We start from the raw sequence: 15478 nt of genomic DNA on the forward strand, positions 1-15478 counted from the left end.
CTTCCGCGGAATTACTCCTCCCTTTCGCGGAATTCTACTTTCCTTCCGCGGAATTACTCCCTGCTTTCGCGGAATCTTTCCTTCCTTCCGCGGAATTACTCCCTGCTTTCGCGGAATCTTTCCTTCCTTCCGCGGAATTCTACCTCCCTTTCGCGGAATCTTTCCTTCCTTCCGCGGAATTACTCCTCCCTTTCGCGGAATTCTACTTTCCTTCCGCGGAATTACTCCCTGCTTTCGCGGAATCTTTCCTTCCTTCCGCGGAATTCTACCTTCCTTACGTAGATAATTAAATGCATACAATAATCTCATTTTTAACAGAATTTGGTGTATGATTTAGTTATCATTTATTGTCTATCTATCAATCTGATAAAATCGGAGGATGTCGTATGAAAAATAGGAAAAGCTGGTTTCGAATGTGGAAAATACTTTCCTTTGCGTTTTCCATGTTTCTTCAAGTTTATTGGTATCGTTTTCGAAAAAAATCAGATACACAATGGGAATTGTTATGGGAAAAGCTTGGTCGACAATTTCGCCAAACACTATTTGAGCTTGAAGGCGTGTTAATTAAAGTTGGGCAACTTTTAAGTATTCGCGAGGATTTACTGCCAAAAAGTTTTATCAGTCAAATACAGGATTTAGTTGATCAAGTACCTCCCTCTCCTTGGGAGGACATTCAATGTGTATTGGAAAAAGAATGGGGAAAACCGATAGATAATGTACTTCTTTCCATCGAAACAACAGCAGTAGCTTCAGCCTCAATTGGAGAGGTTTATCGTGGAAAGCTAAAAGACGGCACAAATGTTGCAATCAAAGTACAACGTCCATCCATCCCATCAATTATGCGAATTGATTTTCGTTCATTAGCTATTATTATTTGGTTTGCGCAATATTTTGCACCTATCCCAAAAGAGTTTATCAATTTTAGAATGCTCTTTAATGAACTCAAATCTGTTATAGGAAGAGAATTGGATTTCAAAAAAGAGTTAGCTACAATGAAGCATTTCAGAGAACGCTTTGAATCCATCCAAAAGCTTACGATTCCTACTGCTTATCCTGATATGAGCACTTCTCAAGTATTGGTAATGGAGTGGATAGATGGTGCTAGAATAACGGATAGCGTATTTTTATCAACAAATCAAATTGATAAAGAAGCTTTATCTAAGCGGTTAATGCACGTTTTCTTGCCTCAATGGTTAGAGGCAGGCATTTTTCATGCAGATCCTCATGCTGGAAATGTTTTGGTGAAGGCTGATGGTACGATTGTACTTCTTGATTTTGGTATGGTAGGGGAAATTTCAAGAAAGGATGCAGCTAATTTTCAAAATTTAATGCAAGCCATTTTTCTAAAAAATTATGCTCAAGCAGCAGAGACGTTAAAGAATTTAGGTTTTTTACTACCAGGAGCAGATTTGAAAATTATTGAAAACTTACTTAAGGAAGTACTACTACTGGATGTAAGTAAGATAAAAGAAATGGACTTATTTGCCGTCAAAAAAGAAATGAACGACATTATCAAACTTCTGCCAATACAAATACCTACTCGATTTATTTTTTTAGGACGCTCATTTGTGACAATTGAAGGTATTTTGCTAACCATTAATCCTGATAAAGAAATGTTAGATATTATTAAACCAGTATTTTCTGATTGGGTAAAACATGGAAGCTCAAATAATTGGAAGTCCATTTTACAATGGCTCAATGCGTTACCAATATTTAAAATTTTTCATTCTTTGCAAGATCTTGTAGAAACGCCACAACGTATATTAATCCAAAAGGAAACGTTACAGCACAGAGACTTTGTCTTTTCCATCTATGAAAATCAAAAAAGGCATATTTTTATTTTAAGCATACTTGCATTCGTTGGGATTTTTTGCGGATTATATTTACAATGGGCAATATTATATAAAACATCAGCTCTGTTATTGTCTCTATCTATTCTTTTTTATATTGTGAGCAGTTGGAAACAAAGAAATTGGTTAAAACGTATGAATAAAAATCGTATTTGAATAACGTCCGCCTCCTTTGATTTAGGGGGCATTTTTTTATTTCTGTGTATGCATTCTTAACGTATTCTCCCTGTATACCAATAGTTCTATATTCTTTCCATGTCTCATAAATTGACTAAAATACAGATTAAGGAGAACTGTGAATATGCATGTTGTTCATTTTTATGAAAATAAGTCTTCGATTTTAAATCAGTTATTAATTCGTATTCCTACAGTGGACGAAAACATCCAACTAAAAGGACGTAAGGCTAAGGTAATCGATGTTATTCAAATCGATGAGCGCCAGTATCATGTTAATGTGTTGTTTGAAAAAATTCCGAAAAAACAACCTTTAACAAGAGATTTAGGGAAGAAAAAAAGATAGTTTCTTCCCTATTTCCATGGGTGAATAAGTTTATTAACAGACAAAACGGGAAAATTATATTATCTATACCAATCACAGTGCGATTTATTCTCATTCAATATAATTTATTGAGCAGAAAGATTGACTTTATAATTGATAACAATTATCATTATCATATAGATTATTTCTTTTCTCTATTTTTGTTTATTTCAGAATCCCCCCTTATTTTTTGAAATAAACATGCATTAAACGGATATTCTTACATCAGACTAAGAATATCCGTTTTTTCATTACATAAATCGAAGGAGCTGTTCTAAATGGATTATCGTATCGAAAAAGACACTATGGGTGAAATCAAAGTACCTGCCAATAAAATATGGGGTGCGCAAACTCAACGCAGTAAGGAAAATTTCCAAATCGGCACTGAGCACATGCCTATTGAACTTATTCAAGCAATGGCTATTTTAAAGAAAAGTGCAGCACTTGCGAACAATAAATTAGGGAAACTTTCAGATATTAAAGCCAATGCTATTGTGCAAGCGGCAGATGAAATTTTAAACGGACAATGGGATGATCAGTTCCCACTTGTTGTATGGCAAACAGGTAGTGGTACACAATCCAATATGAATGTAAACGAAGTTATTGCGCATCGTGCAAATCAAATTTTACAGGATGCTGGTGAATCTGACCGCATTCATCCAAACGATGATGTCAATAAATCACAAAGCTCCAACGATACATTCCCGACAGCGTTGCATATTGCAGCAGTACTAAAAGTAGAAGATTATTTACTGCCTCGCCTTCGCTTATTAAAAGCTACGTTCGATGAAAAGGCTGAAAAATTTAAAGATATTATTAAAATCGGACGTACTCATTTACAAGATGCTACGCCGCTGACTTTAGGTCAAGAAATAAGTGGTTGGTCCGCAATGTTAGGCAAATCTGAGCAAATGATTAAACATAATGTAGAATACATGAAAGAACTTGCAATTGGTGGAACAGCTGTAGGTACTGGCATTAACGCACATCCCGAATTTGGCGACCGTGTAGCAGTTGAAATTAGCGAGCTAACTGGGAAACAATTCACATCTGCAGCTAACAAGTTTCATGCACTAACAAGTCATGACGAAGCTGTCGTGGCACATGGAGCATTAAAGGCACTCGCTGCGGACTTAATGAAAATCGCCAATGACGTTCGTTGGTTAGCAAGTGGGCCTCGTTCTGGTATCGGTGAAATTACTATTCCAGAAAACGAACCCGGCTCATCCATTATGCCAGGTAAAGTGAATCCAACTCAAAGTGAAGCGATGACAATGGTCGTGACGCAAGTCGTTGGAAATGATGCAACGATTGCATTTGCCGCTTCCCAAGGGAATTTTGAACTTAACGTCTTTAAACCAGTCATCATTTATAATTTCTTACAATCAACTCGCCTACTGGCTGATACGATGAAATCATTTAATGATAACTGTGCTATTGGTATCGAACCAAACATTGAAGTGCTTGATCATAACTTGCAAAACTCCTTAATGCTAGTAACTGCATTAAATCCTTATATTGGGTATGAAAATGCAGCTAAAATTGCGAAGAAAGCACATAAAGAAGGCACTACATTAAAAGAAGCTGCCATTGCTTCTGGCTTGTTAACAGAAGAACAATTTAATGAATATGTTGACCCAGCAACGATGATTTATCCAAACGCATAATGATATAAGTGCAGGGGAAATTTAAGCGAACTGCACATAAGAAAAAGCCTTGATATTACAATCAAGGCTTTTTCCTTTGTCTAAAAATCCTAATTAATCCTCTAACGTCGCTTTTTCAACTACATGGCTTTGAGGAACGAAAAATGTTCTATAAAGCTCTGGTTCTGCAGCAAACTTCACTGCGTAATAGTTGCCAATTTTAAAACCTGCACTTTTTAAAACAGTTCCTGCCTTCAATTGACCCGCAATTCTTTGATAGTAATCGTTATTATTAATGAGATACGGTTTAATATGCTGCACTGTATCCTTTGTAACAGTAAATAATGTATCCGTATTAACAGGTAGAGGTTCTATTAATTGAATGTCAGTTGGATCGATTTTTCTCTTTTCAATACCGCCACCTACAAAACTTAAATCATAAGTATTAACAAGTTCTCCTTGTTCAATTTTAAAATTTCCCCATATATTTAAATATGTGTAATAGGAATGTGCATGTGTTCCCAAACTATCACTCTCTATGTAGAATGAGTAAAACGGTTTATCTCTATTGATCCACATATAAGCGGGATGATTATAAAACTGTACACGCTGTTCAAATGGAATTGCCATAAAAACGGTTAAATCGGATGCTTGAACACGATAACCAGAGCTCATCCAATAATATGTTTGACGATTGTATTTTTCGATATTATATACGCGGAAGTAGTTTCCCTTTTTGACTAACATCGATTCAAACTGTCCATTCGCATTTTTCTTGTACACTTTCACATCTTTTGAAAACGTCATTTTCCCTGTTTGCCCTTTGACTATTTCTGCCCCATCAAACATTACTTTCGCTTCTGATTTCGTTGGATTTACTCCCGCTAATACAACTGCTGCTAATAACACGATAAAAAACTTTCTCACAATGTTCCTCCTATTCGACCTTATGTTAGAATACTATTTCCCTATTTATCATTCCAGGCAATTATAGAATGCACAATCATAAAAAGAAAAAGCCACATCTAAGTATGATGTGACTTGCTATGTAATTTTAAAAAGAATAATGGCTGTGTAAACACTATGCTTATCATAAAAAGTATACGTAGAAAATTTAATGTCTATAAAATCGCCTTCTGGTAAATCATATAAAAATCTATTAATCATGTTTTCAAGCGTATCTTTATCTCTCGCCTCAAGTATATTCGTTCTTAATCGTGCCATTTTTATCACCTCACTCCGTTCATCATACAATAGATGGATACATTTTCCAATGTTATAAATTTAATAGAAGTGGAAGGAAAGTAAAGAGTCTTCCTATTTTATTGTAGTCAGGCTCTTTACTCATCTAAACTATTGTTGCAACTCTATTTTTCGTTTTTGTTTAAGCGAATTCCAAATTTTTATGGATGCTGCGAATACTAAAATTAGTGATACTATGACAAACACAAGACCAACTGTGTAATTATGAAGACTACCTCCCATAAAACTATATAATATTCTTAATGGGGTACTCGCTATAATGATAGTAAAAATGTAGGTTGAAAATTTTATCCCTACGGATGCGGATAAAAAACAGATTATGTCCGCTGGTGCTATCGGACAAATAACGCCTATTGCTAGAAATTTGTAATTGTAGGTTTCTAATAAATCATTCAATTCGGGGTACCGATTTTCTAAATATTTATTGATTTTATTTCCAGCGTAACGTCTTGAGAATATATAAACGATTGTTTCACTCAATACAATGCCTACTGTAGATAACATTAAAGCTTCCATTGGCTGAAAACAAACGCCACCCAAAATCATTAAAGTTGTACCTGGGATAAAAAATATAAACCTGATTAGCCATAAACCAATAAACAATAAGTATGCATTATTTTTATTACCAGAAATAAAATCCTTTAGTGTATTCATATCGAGTGACAGTAAATCAAAATGCTTTAATATATAAGCGAATAAGATCCAAATAACGATTATGGTTAATTTCTTTCTCATTTCTTCCTCACCTCAACACTTCACTAAACACATAATAAGAAATAAAAATTAAGAAAAACACCTTGAAATCATTAAGGATTCTTAAGATGACCAATATAAATACTTATGTCAATGTATGATAAATAGCGTTGCACAGTGATTATTGAAAATGTTACAAAATAAAAAAGAGATGTATCGATACGCACATCTCTAGATTCTTCCATTAAATGATTATTTATATAAAGGCAGTTCAACAATAAACGTTATCCACCTCTCCTTGTATTCCGCACCTATATCCCCATTATGAAGCTCAATGATTCTTTTTGAAATGGAAAGTCCAAGACCAGTCCCTTGTGCGTCTATTCTTGCTTTATCCCCCCTAAAAAACCGGTCAAACATTTTATTTACATCGTCCATTGGAGGATTTTCCATTTTATTTGATACTTTTAAAACGGCGGTATTACTTTCCGCTTTAAGGGATACCTGTATCATAGAAGGTTTTTGGCTGTATTTTATCGCATTTATTAAAAGGTTTTCATATACACGAACGATTTTTTCAATATCGATTAAAACAGGTATGTCTTCCTCAGTTATCGAATTTTTGACACTCAATTGTTGTTCTTCAAATATTGGAATATACTCTCCAACGATTTGCTGCAGTAAGCTCGCTAAGTCAACGTTACTCATATTTAACATCGCATCCGTACCTGATAAACGGGTAAATTCAAACAGCTCATCAATTAAGTGTTTTAATCTTTGTGATTTTGAATAAATAGTTTCGAAGTATTCATGCAGTTGTCCTTCATTTTTATATTGACCTACTTTTATTAAATTCAAATAGCCAATAATTGATGTCAATGGTGTCCGTAAATCATGGGATATATTTGTAATAAGCTCGTTTTTTTCTTTTTCTAATTGTCTTTCATGTATAAATTTATTTTCTAACTCTTTAGACATATAATTAATGTTCTGTGCTAGCTGAGATAGTTCATCCTTACCTTTAATATCAATTGTTTGCCCTAGTTTTCCACTTGCAATATGTTGAACGGTATCGGAGATTAATTTCAAATACATAATTTTTTTCCGTACTAGCAATATGAAAATAACAACAAAAGTTATTATAGCTAGAGAAAACCAAAGAATAAAGGCCACACTTGCTTGCAAAATACTAAATTCATTAGGGTTAATTATCATGCTAATGAAACTAAGTATAGGGCGAGAGATAATGCTCATAAAAAAAATAGCACCAAATAAACTGATTACAATCATAACAAGGAGCTGGATAGATAGTTTATTGCTAAACTTGATATTTCTCATATTTTATATCCTACTCCCCAAATCGTCTTAATGTATATTGGATGCTTTGGGTCTTCCTCTATTTTGTCTCTAATTTTTGTAATGTGTACCATCACTGTATTATCTGATTTAAAAAAGTCATTCTTCCAAACAGCCTCATAAATTTTTGCAACACTTAAGACAATTCCTTTGTTTCGAGCTAGAAGTTCTAAAATATCAAACTCTTTTGGCGTTAATCTAATTTCTTTGCTTTGTACCCTAACCTGGCGTGTATCTGTATTAATCGTTAAATCCCCTATCTCAAGTACACTTTTTTCGAAAGTTGTATCAGGATTATATTTTTTATATCTTCTTAATTGAGATTTTACTCTAGCTATTAACTCTAATGGATTAAATGGTTTTGATAAATAATCATCGGCACCAGCAGCAAGACCTTTAATTTTATCCATATCCTCTGATTTTGCTGAAAGCATAATGATAGGCATACTTCGTTCTTCCCTAATCTTCAAGCATGCTTCTATACCATCCATTTTCGGCATCATAATATCTAAAATAATAAGATCAAACTCATTTTTTTCGAGCATTTTTAACGCTCCAACAGCATCTTCTGCCTTTTCTGTATGCATACCTTCATTTTCTAAATATACGGATATAAGATTTCTTATCGCTTTATCATCATCTACAATTAATATTCTTGACATCATCAAGTTCCTCCGTTTGTTTTTTTGGAACCGAACAGCTAAAAATGTAGGCAGGTGGCCAATTTCTATATTCTCTTGTTATATCTAATTTTGAAAAAAACTGTTTAATGAATGCCTTTTTTAATTTTGTATATTGGAATGTAATGAATACGCCATTATTTTTTATGATTTTTGTGGTGTTTAATAAAATCTCATATGATATCTTGTTAGACAAACTAGAAAAAGGGAGCCCAGATATAACATAATCGACACAAGGAATATTGAACTCCATCAAATATTGTTCAATATTTTCTGCTGATCCACATTGAATGTATATGTTATCTTTTCCTTTATATCGTTCTTTAAGCAAAGAACAAAATTTTATGTTATTTTCCACTAATAAAATAACGGTCTTAGAATTTCTTTTTTTAAGCAATTTTTCTGTAAACACGCCTGTACCTGGACCATATTCGACAATAAATCTCGCTTCTTTAAAATCAATTTTTTCAATCATTTTATCTCCAAGGAAACTTGAACTTGGAAAAATGGCTCCAATTTCTTTGGGATTCACGATAAATTGATATAAGAAAGAAAGGTTTTTCATACATATTCACCTCATTAGTTTGAATTGATAATGATACTTTAAAATTCAAACCTTAAGAGGACATGTTAAAAATTCTTAAGAATCCTTAAGTTATTTTAATTCAAATAAAAAAACAGATTTAGAAATCTCTTATCTTCTAAAACCGTTTTTTAGTGAAATTTGTTTACTTACTTTATCCAATTAATCGGTTTCCAATCTTCTTCTATCCATTTTGAATTTGGTACTTCGTATGGTGCTGTCGCTAATAACTTGTCCTGTTGCCATATGGCTGCTTTAGAGCGAATCATTTCATCAAGTAATAGCTGGACAAATTCCTTAGGTTCTAAACGGAAAGAGTGTACGGCAAAATCATGAAACCAGACACAGCCAAGTAGATACTGTGGAATTTCCTTGCTCGTTAATCCATTTTTCAGCATCAGTGTAAACGAAAAAATTCGCTTACATGCGTGCCAAGCCATTTTTTCAGGAGCTATCATCCACTTTTCAAGTCGTTCTCTTGCTTTGTCTATCATTAGTAATGGATCTTCAATTGCTCGTCCATGGCCAGGATAGGCTATTTTTATTGGCAATTTAGCAAGTCGCTCTAAACTTTCGTATGAACGTCTTATACTATTTGTACCTTCACGAAAAATATTCAACCAACCAACATCATTATATTGAAACAAATCACCACAAATTAATATCTGTTGCTGTTGTTCATATAAAGCTATATGCCCTAATGTATGTCCTGGTGTATGTAAAACCTTAAGAGCACTATTTCCTGTAATAATTTCTTGTTCATCTATTAGTGACATATTGTTCTACAGGTTGATCTAAATATTGGGAACCACACGACTCTAAATCACATTGATTCACCATTTCCCCCTCCCAAAGATGTGCAGCAATCGGTAGGTCATAACGCTGTTGAAAATAATGATTTCCCCCAACATGATCACTATGATAATGTGTATTAATGATACTATTTAATTGCTTTGGGAAAATCCCAGCATCGGATAAAATTTTCTCAGCTTGGAGTACATCACTGCCAAAGCCTGTATCAACTAAAAAGGTTTGATCATCTTGAATAACAATACTATTGGCACTTGGAAACGGACGTTCAAAAAACATAATATTTGCAGTTTTCATATGTTAGCCCCCACTTCTATATTTTTATAGAATAATGCCAGCAAAGCTCCCCTTTAATACCTCTTTGTTGAGTTGATTTATGCAAGAAAATGTTGCCCGAATCGCCTGGCGATTTTTTTCATCTAGTTCAAATTGTTCGATTATGACATCACACCGAATGGTATCACCACTAAAAACGGGACGTAAAAACTCGAAATTCATTGTACGGGCTAATACGTTAAAGTCACCACCTACTTTTGTTGGTAGCGTTGCTGTCAAAAGTCCCTGCACAACAAAACGACCTTGTTCATCTGGTGTAATATGATGAACCCCCTTATCTTTTGATACCTTTGTAAATAATTCAACATCCTCCATTGTAAACGTACGTTCAAATGTAATCTTTTCACCTACTTGAACTGTCATCATCTCCCCCCTCTATATAAACCAAATTGTAGACTGAATGTTAAAATAATTCAATTTTTCAAACTATTATTTTTAGAGTAATAATCAAGATAAGATCTTAGAGTGTTAACTTTTTACAATAAAAGCAGCCACCTTTTACCATTTGAAAGGGCAATTTGGTGGCTGAACGAAATTTTTTAATAAAATTTGAGAGTAGTCAGTTGTTATTTCTTGTTTTCTAAAAAAAATGAAATTCTTTCTTTCGTAATCCAATCATTCAAATGATCATCACTTCTTTTTACTAATCGATTGACGAGTACATCATGCCAAATATAATCTTCTAAAAAGTTAATATGAAAGGCATCATCAGTAAAAAAAGCTAAATCTTTGCGAAAAGGTGATGGGCCATAAATCATTTCATTTCCATCAACAGCGATAATAAACCAATGGGCAGTTGTTTGTGCTTTTATATAGTTTGTTGTTCGATGTTGGTCTACAGTAGCTATTGGGTTATCTACATTTATTGTAATGCCATGAATAGGCACTTTTTTCCCGATTTCCTCTAGGTCCTCGCGTAAAAAATTATAGACGTCATCCCACATTGAAATTAGTACTTTTTCTTTCGCTCGTTTTAACATCGCAGTACAAAAGCTAAGAATTGTTTCCTTATCTCGAATGATTAATATTTGATTATCTTCTTCTTTTTCTTTTTGTTCTAAAACTTTTAATTGATCCGTAATGGACGTAAAATTGGATTGCCATTGCTGCTCTGTTTTTTGTATAAAAATAGAAATTGGTATCGCTGAATAGGTTGTTTGGTCAGGTGTCTCTTCCTTCATAACTAGTCCTTTTTCCACCAATTGATTGAGCGTATCATATATACGTGCTCTTGGAACTTTAGAATCTTTACTCACTTGATATGCCGTCACATTATTATTTTGTACAAGCGCTATGTATGCTTTTGCTTCATATTCTGTATAACCTAATTGCTTCAATTGGGAAATTAACTCCATCATCCATTACCTCCATTTGTTTCATTATAGTAAATTTATTCATCTAATTGCGAATGAAAATAGTCTTTACTTATAAATTTATTTTAGTTACTATTACGGTAGTAACTAAAATGAAAAGAGTGACAATATGATATTTGATTTAGATCCACAAGTTTTAACTATCCTTATATTACTTGGCTTTCTAGCTGCATTTATTGATTCTGTTGTTGGAGGTGGAGGTTTAATAGCACTACCAGCTCTTTTATTTGTAGGTTTAAATCCAACAACTGCTGTTGCCACTAATAAACTCGCAGGAACGATGGGGTCATTAACTTCTGTTATTTCTTTTTATCGTTCTGGAAAGCTCGATTTCCGATCTGTCATAAAGTATTTCCCACTAGCATTTATTGGGTCTCTTATCGGAGCATGGACCGTTACATTAATTAGTCCAGATAAATTAAAACCTTTAATGCTCATAATGCTTGCTGCAGTGGGCATTTACACGATTTTTAAAAAGGATTGGGGTGGCAGCACTACAATAAAAAAAATGTCACCAGTTCGGATTTTCGGATTAATCTTTTTACTATTAGCGATTGGCTTTTATGATGGGTTTTTAGGTCCAGGTACAGGTTCCTTTTTTATTTTTACTTTTTTAATGCTTGGCTTAGATTTTTTAAAGGCGGCTGGAAATGCAAAGTTTTTAAATTTGGGCAGTAATATGGCGGCACTTCTTATGTTTGTCTATTTAGACGAAGTTCATTATATATATGGATTTATTATGGGGATTGCTCAAATTTTTGGCGCTATTGTGGGGACACAGTTTGCAATTAAAAAGGGCAGTACCTTTGTGCGGAAATTGTTCATAATTGTCACAATGACCCTTCTTTTAAAAAACACCTATGACTATTTTTTCAGTTAAAGTGCCAGTCACCAAAACAATTCTGAATGTTCATATAGTAAGAACCCCCTCCAAAAACATTGGAGGGGGTTTTGATATGTTATTGCATTAATTCTTCGAAAAATTCGACAGGTACATATGTTTTTGTTGGTTCTAATAAAGCAGGTGCTACCTCAAAGTGACGAAGTGCTTTATTGTAGCCATATGCTTTTTCACCACGTGTAATTGTATAAGATAATGCGCCTTTTGAAATAATTGCGCCAGTTCCTGTTGATTCTACTTTAAAGCCAAGTTCTTCAGCAATTAATCGTAAAGGTACCATAGTTGTACCATTAATATCATAGAAATCATTTTTAATAATTTCTTGAACTGCTGAATTAGAAGAAGCTTCCTCTCCTACTTCACCTTGTTCTTCAGCTGTAGCATCTAACACGATTACTTTTGTTGGCGGTGTTTGTGCTGGGATACTTCTTGTTGTAATTGTATAGAACACAAGTAAATGTTGTTCTGCTAAATCTTTAGCTGATACTTCTTTACCTGATTGGCTTTGGACTACTGTTTCTTCCCCAACGTTTAATTTTAGACTATTATCCGTATTCACTAGATCTTTATTGAAAAAGTCAACAGTCACACTGCCCATTTCCTTCGACTCTACAATGATAACTTCAGGGTTATATTGTGGTGGATAGATCATCAGCATTGGCTTATTTGCGTACGTATAAGCCGTTACTTTATCTCCTTTTTGAAGCTTTACTTCTTTCCCTGTATTATCAAAAATAAGTGTATCCTTATTTACAACAAATACGTTCGTATTTTCTCCATCTTTCGTTGTATAATAAGTCGCATTGTCACGTTCTTCCACATTCTCAATAGTTCCAGCTACTTTTATAAAAATCGGCTGCACTTGTGGGCTTTGTTCATCTTGTTGGGTAGCATTTGTCACAACTGCTTCTCCTCCGTTTGCTGATGCTGTTGGAGCGATTGCCACACTCCCTAGTAATAATGCTGTCATTGCAAATGGTACGACCTTAGTCATTTTCATAAAAAATACATCTCCTTCATTTCACGAATTCAATGAAGTAGTCGATTTCAAAAGAAAAAGGTTACATTATTGCCAAATTATTTTCACATTCCTCGAAAAGTAGAATATTTATGATATAACGAGCTAGAATACAAAGGACAATCTATTTAATATTCGTTGTAAAAAATATTGTTGCTCATTTTGCTTTGATCTTATTTCTAATGCCACATCGGGATGATCCGTAATTACACCCGAGACATTTTTCTCAATAAACTCTTGTAATGAACGATCTTTGTTTAATGTCCAAACAAATAGATCCATATGTTGTGCTTTTAGTTCAGAAATTAAATTCTCATTCACCCACGATTCTTCTAATGCAATAAAATCCACCTTTAAATCATCGATCGGTCCAATATTAAGCGCATAAACAATTCCTACCCGCAAATTTGGTGTTAAATTCTTTAACTGTGTCATCAATTGTGAATCTGAGGACTGTACATAGTACGTATCCAGCACCTTATAGGCTCGTAACTTTTCTACTAATCGAGGCAATAAGTCTTCCCTTTCTTTACCGTGTACCTTTAGTTCAATAAGCAATGTAACATCAAGGGCTTTTGCGATTTCTATAAAATCATCTAAAGATGAAATTTTATCGGTTAAACCATTTTCATAAATGGTGATTGTTTTTAAATCACTTAGTGTCATATTTGCGATAACTCCATTTTTACCAGCTAAGCGCCTTAATGTACGATCATGAAAAACGACAAATTCCCCATCTACTGTTTGCTGAATATCTAGTTCAATTATATCTGCACCTGCATTGGCCGCACTAACAAGTCCACTAATGGTGTTTTCTACGTTGCCTGCTGTGTATCCTCGATGTGCAATAATTTTTGTATCTGGTGCGTAAACACTTTTTTCTAACGAATCAATATTCATGATGCTTAAAATTGAAAAAACAACACAAAGCAGTAGTGGCAAAGTGTTATAGCGTTTGCTTTTACGAGAATATCTTGGCATTGCCAAATTACGGTTATTATAAGTAATAGCAACCATTACTTGCGAAAACATTGCTTGCAACAAACTAAATAACGCAACAAAGACCATTTCTAAAAACGCAAGTGTTAGCCCTGCCGTTACAAGCGCTGAACTCGGCACATTTCGCTCCAAGAAAAACAGAGGTAATGTACTGACAACTGTAATAGCTAATAAAAGAAATAAATGAACTGTTAAAATCATTGCCAGTAACACGAGTAACTCAATCAAACCTCGTCTGGAAAAACGCCAGCTTTGTAGAAATGACTGACGAATAGATATTTTCGGCTGTATTGTAAAAATTGGTAATGTCAACATACTTCGTATACCTACTATAACTAAGATACTGGCTATCACTGTATAAAGTACCCTTCCTAAACGTGTACTCATTATTTCATTTGTAATAAAGTGAGGTAATGTAATCCCTTGCGTTAATGTTAAAGGAAGCATAAATGAAGCTAAAGGCAACAATAGGGCAATATAAATGATTAAATAAATGACTTGCAGGCTAAAAAAATAGACAAGCTTACGATTTAATTGCTGCCACATTGTAAGAAATCGATAACGGATACCCCTTTGCTGATTAAAAGCCATGATAAATAAAAAACCCATCTCATAATAAATAAATAGCAAGACAACCAGTACTAAAAGAAGCATCATAGCTAGGACAAAGGGGTGCATAAGAAAGCTTTGAATATTTTGTTCAGTAATGTGGGTGTAGCCCGTTACATTTAGCATTAGCTTCAAAACGACGGTAGACACCGGTATTACTAATAAAAACTGAAATACACGAATCATAATGAAGACTCGGATATAGTCCATACGAAACGTATAAATGTTATAGATGGCTTGTCGCATAATTTGACGTGCTTTTTGCATTACCTCACCCCTGTCGCATACTAACCGTTACTAGCCGTTTCACGCTATTTCTTCTTATAACGTATGATAATTTTTGCATTTCAAGTTATCTTTCAAATAGAAAATGTTATCAATTACGCCTCGATATGGTTGCGTGCAGATTTTTTGAGCTGCTCGAAACGCTCATGTAAGTATTCATCCCACCTTATAGAAGTTGCGGAATTCTGCTTAGGCAAGTTAAACGCAAGAAATTGTCACGAATATGAGATAAATGTTAGAGGGGTACAGGTATTATTTTTTGAAACCTTTTGTTAGCCGATTCAGTAAATAAAGAATTACAACTAATTAGAAGGAGGAATTTAGATGCAGTTCTACATTGGCGATATTATTAGTACTATTTTTATTCTTGTCGTTTTGGGCGCTATGTTTTTCTTTCTGATAAAGATGATTAAGATTGGAAAGTCTACCCCTCTACCGCTTCCTCCAGAAACGCTTCAACAACAAATAAATGAACTTACGACACGCGTTAAACAATTGGAGAGACAAGTGCAAGATCTATCAGAAAGACGATAGATTA

General features: G+C 34.0%; 17 protein-coding genes. 5 read left to right on the forward strand and 12 right to left on the reverse strand.

The genetic code is table 11. The features are described from left to right. Positions 1 to 386: 386 nt before the first annotated feature. The 3 genes from ACIP9C_RS00160 to fumC all read left to right on the forward strand — a co-directional run bounded on the left by ACIP9C_RS00160 (position 387) and on the right by fumC (position 4055). Positions 387 to 2006, forward strand: coding sequence for an ABC1 kinase family protein (locus ACIP9C_RS00160; RefSeq protein WP_401007456.1), 1620 nt, complete (start codon positions 387 to 389; stop codon positions 2004 to 2006). Positions 2007 to 2151: 145 nt separating this feature from the next. Continuing rightward, on the forward strand, positions 2152 to 2370 hold the full coding sequence (locus tag ACIP9C_RS00165; RefSeq protein WP_401007458.1) for a hypothetical protein: 219 nt from the start codon (positions 2152 to 2154) through the stop codon (positions 2368 to 2370). A 296-nt stretch (positions 2371 to 2666) separates the two neighbouring features. Further along, entirely contained in the window at positions 2667 to 4055 is a 1389-nt protein-coding gene (gene fumC, locus ACIP9C_RS00170; RefSeq protein WP_401007460.1) for a class II fumarate hydratase, read from the forward strand. Between the two features lie 93 nt (positions 4056 to 4148). Here fumC and ACIP9C_RS00175 read toward each other — a convergent pair whose 3' ends face one another. The 10 genes from ACIP9C_RS00175 to ACIP9C_RS00220 form a co-directional block, all read right to left on the reverse strand. After that, positions 4149 to 4961 (reverse strand): hypothetical protein, encoded by an 813-nt coding sequence (locus tag ACIP9C_RS00175; protein ID WP_401007462.1) that lies wholly within the window; start codon positions 4959 to 4961, stop codon positions 4149 to 4151. Positions 4962 to 5078: 117 nt separating this feature from the next. Further along, positions 5079 to 5258, reverse strand: coding sequence for a sporulation protein Cse60 (locus tag ACIP9C_RS00180; protein WP_401007464.1), 180 nt, complete (start codon positions 5256 to 5258; stop codon positions 5079 to 5081). A gap of 129 nt (positions 5259 to 5387) precedes the next feature. Next, entirely contained in the window at positions 5388 to 6032 is a 645-nt protein-coding gene (locus tag ACIP9C_RS00185) for a TVP38/TMEM64 family protein (RefSeq protein ID WP_401007467.1), read from the reverse strand. A 210-nt stretch (positions 6033 to 6242) separates the two neighbouring features. Next, the gene (locus tag ACIP9C_RS00190; RefSeq protein ID WP_401007469.1) at positions 6243 to 7328 is read right to left on the reverse strand and encodes a sensor histidine kinase; all 1086 of its coding nucleotides are present in this window, start codon (positions 7326 to 7328) and stop codon (positions 6243 to 6245) included. Further along, the gene (locus tag ACIP9C_RS00195; RefSeq protein WP_401007472.1) at positions 7325 to 8011 is read right to left on the reverse strand and encodes a response regulator transcription factor; all 687 of its coding nucleotides are present in this window, start codon (positions 8009 to 8011) and stop codon (positions 7325 to 7327) included. Before ACIP9C_RS00195 ends, ACIP9C_RS00190 begins: the two co-directional genes overlap by 4 nt. Continuing rightward, a complete protein-coding gene (locus ACIP9C_RS00200; protein WP_401007473.1) occupies positions 7983 to 8591 on the reverse strand; it encodes a class I SAM-dependent methyltransferase in 609 nt (202 codons plus the stop codon). The genes ACIP9C_RS00195 and ACIP9C_RS00200 overlap by 29 nt, the downstream gene beginning before the upstream one ends. Before the next feature lie 167 nt (positions 8592 to 8758). Continuing rightward, positions 8759 to 9385 (reverse strand): MBL fold metallo-hydrolase, encoded by a 627-nt coding sequence (locus ACIP9C_RS00205; RefSeq protein ID WP_401007476.1) that lies wholly within the window; start codon positions 9383 to 9385, stop codon positions 8759 to 8761. Next, the gene (locus ACIP9C_RS00210) at positions 9369 to 9716 is read right to left on the reverse strand and encodes an MBL fold metallo-hydrolase (RefSeq protein ID WP_401007479.1); all 348 of its coding nucleotides are present in this window, start codon (positions 9714 to 9716) and stop codon (positions 9369 to 9371) included. Before ACIP9C_RS00210 ends, ACIP9C_RS00205 begins: the two co-directional genes overlap by 17 nt. Positions 9717 to 9740: 24 nt before the next feature. Further along, positions 9741 to 10118 (reverse strand): hotdog family protein, encoded by a 378-nt coding sequence (locus ACIP9C_RS00215; RefSeq protein ID WP_401007482.1) that lies wholly within the window; start codon positions 10116 to 10118, stop codon positions 9741 to 9743. Between the two features lie 203 nt (positions 10119 to 10321). Further along, a complete protein-coding gene (locus tag ACIP9C_RS00220; protein WP_401007485.1) occupies positions 10322 to 11113 on the reverse strand; it encodes a TrmB family transcriptional regulator in 792 nt (263 codons plus the stop codon). Positions 11114 to 11237: 124 nt separating this feature from the next. Here ACIP9C_RS00220 and ACIP9C_RS00225 point away from each other — a divergent pair, with 124 nt between their 5' ends. Next, positions 11238 to 12008, forward strand: a complete 771-nt coding sequence (locus ACIP9C_RS00225; protein WP_401007488.1) for a TSUP family transporter — start codon at positions 11238 to 11240, stop codon at positions 12006 to 12008. A gap of 79 nt (positions 12009 to 12087) precedes the next feature. Here the strand turns inward: ACIP9C_RS00225 and ACIP9C_RS00230 are convergent, their stop codons facing one another. Beyond that, a complete protein-coding gene (locus ACIP9C_RS00230; protein ID WP_401007491.1) occupies positions 12088 to 13029 on the reverse strand; it encodes a stalk domain-containing protein in 942 nt (313 codons plus the stop codon). 123 nt (positions 13030 to 13152) lie between these two features. Then, the gene (locus ACIP9C_RS00235) at positions 13153 to 14922 is read right to left on the reverse strand and encodes a glycerophosphoryl diester phosphodiesterase membrane domain-containing protein (protein WP_401007493.1); all 1770 of its coding nucleotides are present in this window, start codon (positions 14920 to 14922) and stop codon (positions 13153 to 13155) included. 342 nt (positions 14923 to 15264) lie between these two features. On the opposite strand from ACIP9C_RS00235, the gene ACIP9C_RS00240 reads away from it, so the two are divergent. Further along, positions 15265 to 15474 carry a restriction endonuclease subunit S domain-containing protein gene (locus tag ACIP9C_RS00240; RefSeq protein WP_401007495.1) on the forward strand — a complete coding sequence of 70 codons (210 nt, stop codon included), beginning with the start codon at positions 15265 to 15267 and terminating at the stop codon, positions 15472 to 15474. Positions 15475 to 15478 lie beyond the last annotated feature (4 nt).

The sequence above is a fragment of the Lysinibacillus sp. NPDC093210 genome (genome assembly GCF_044753985.1).
Lineage (GTDB): Bacteria > Bacillota > Bacilli > Bacillales_A > Planococcaceae > Lysinibacillus.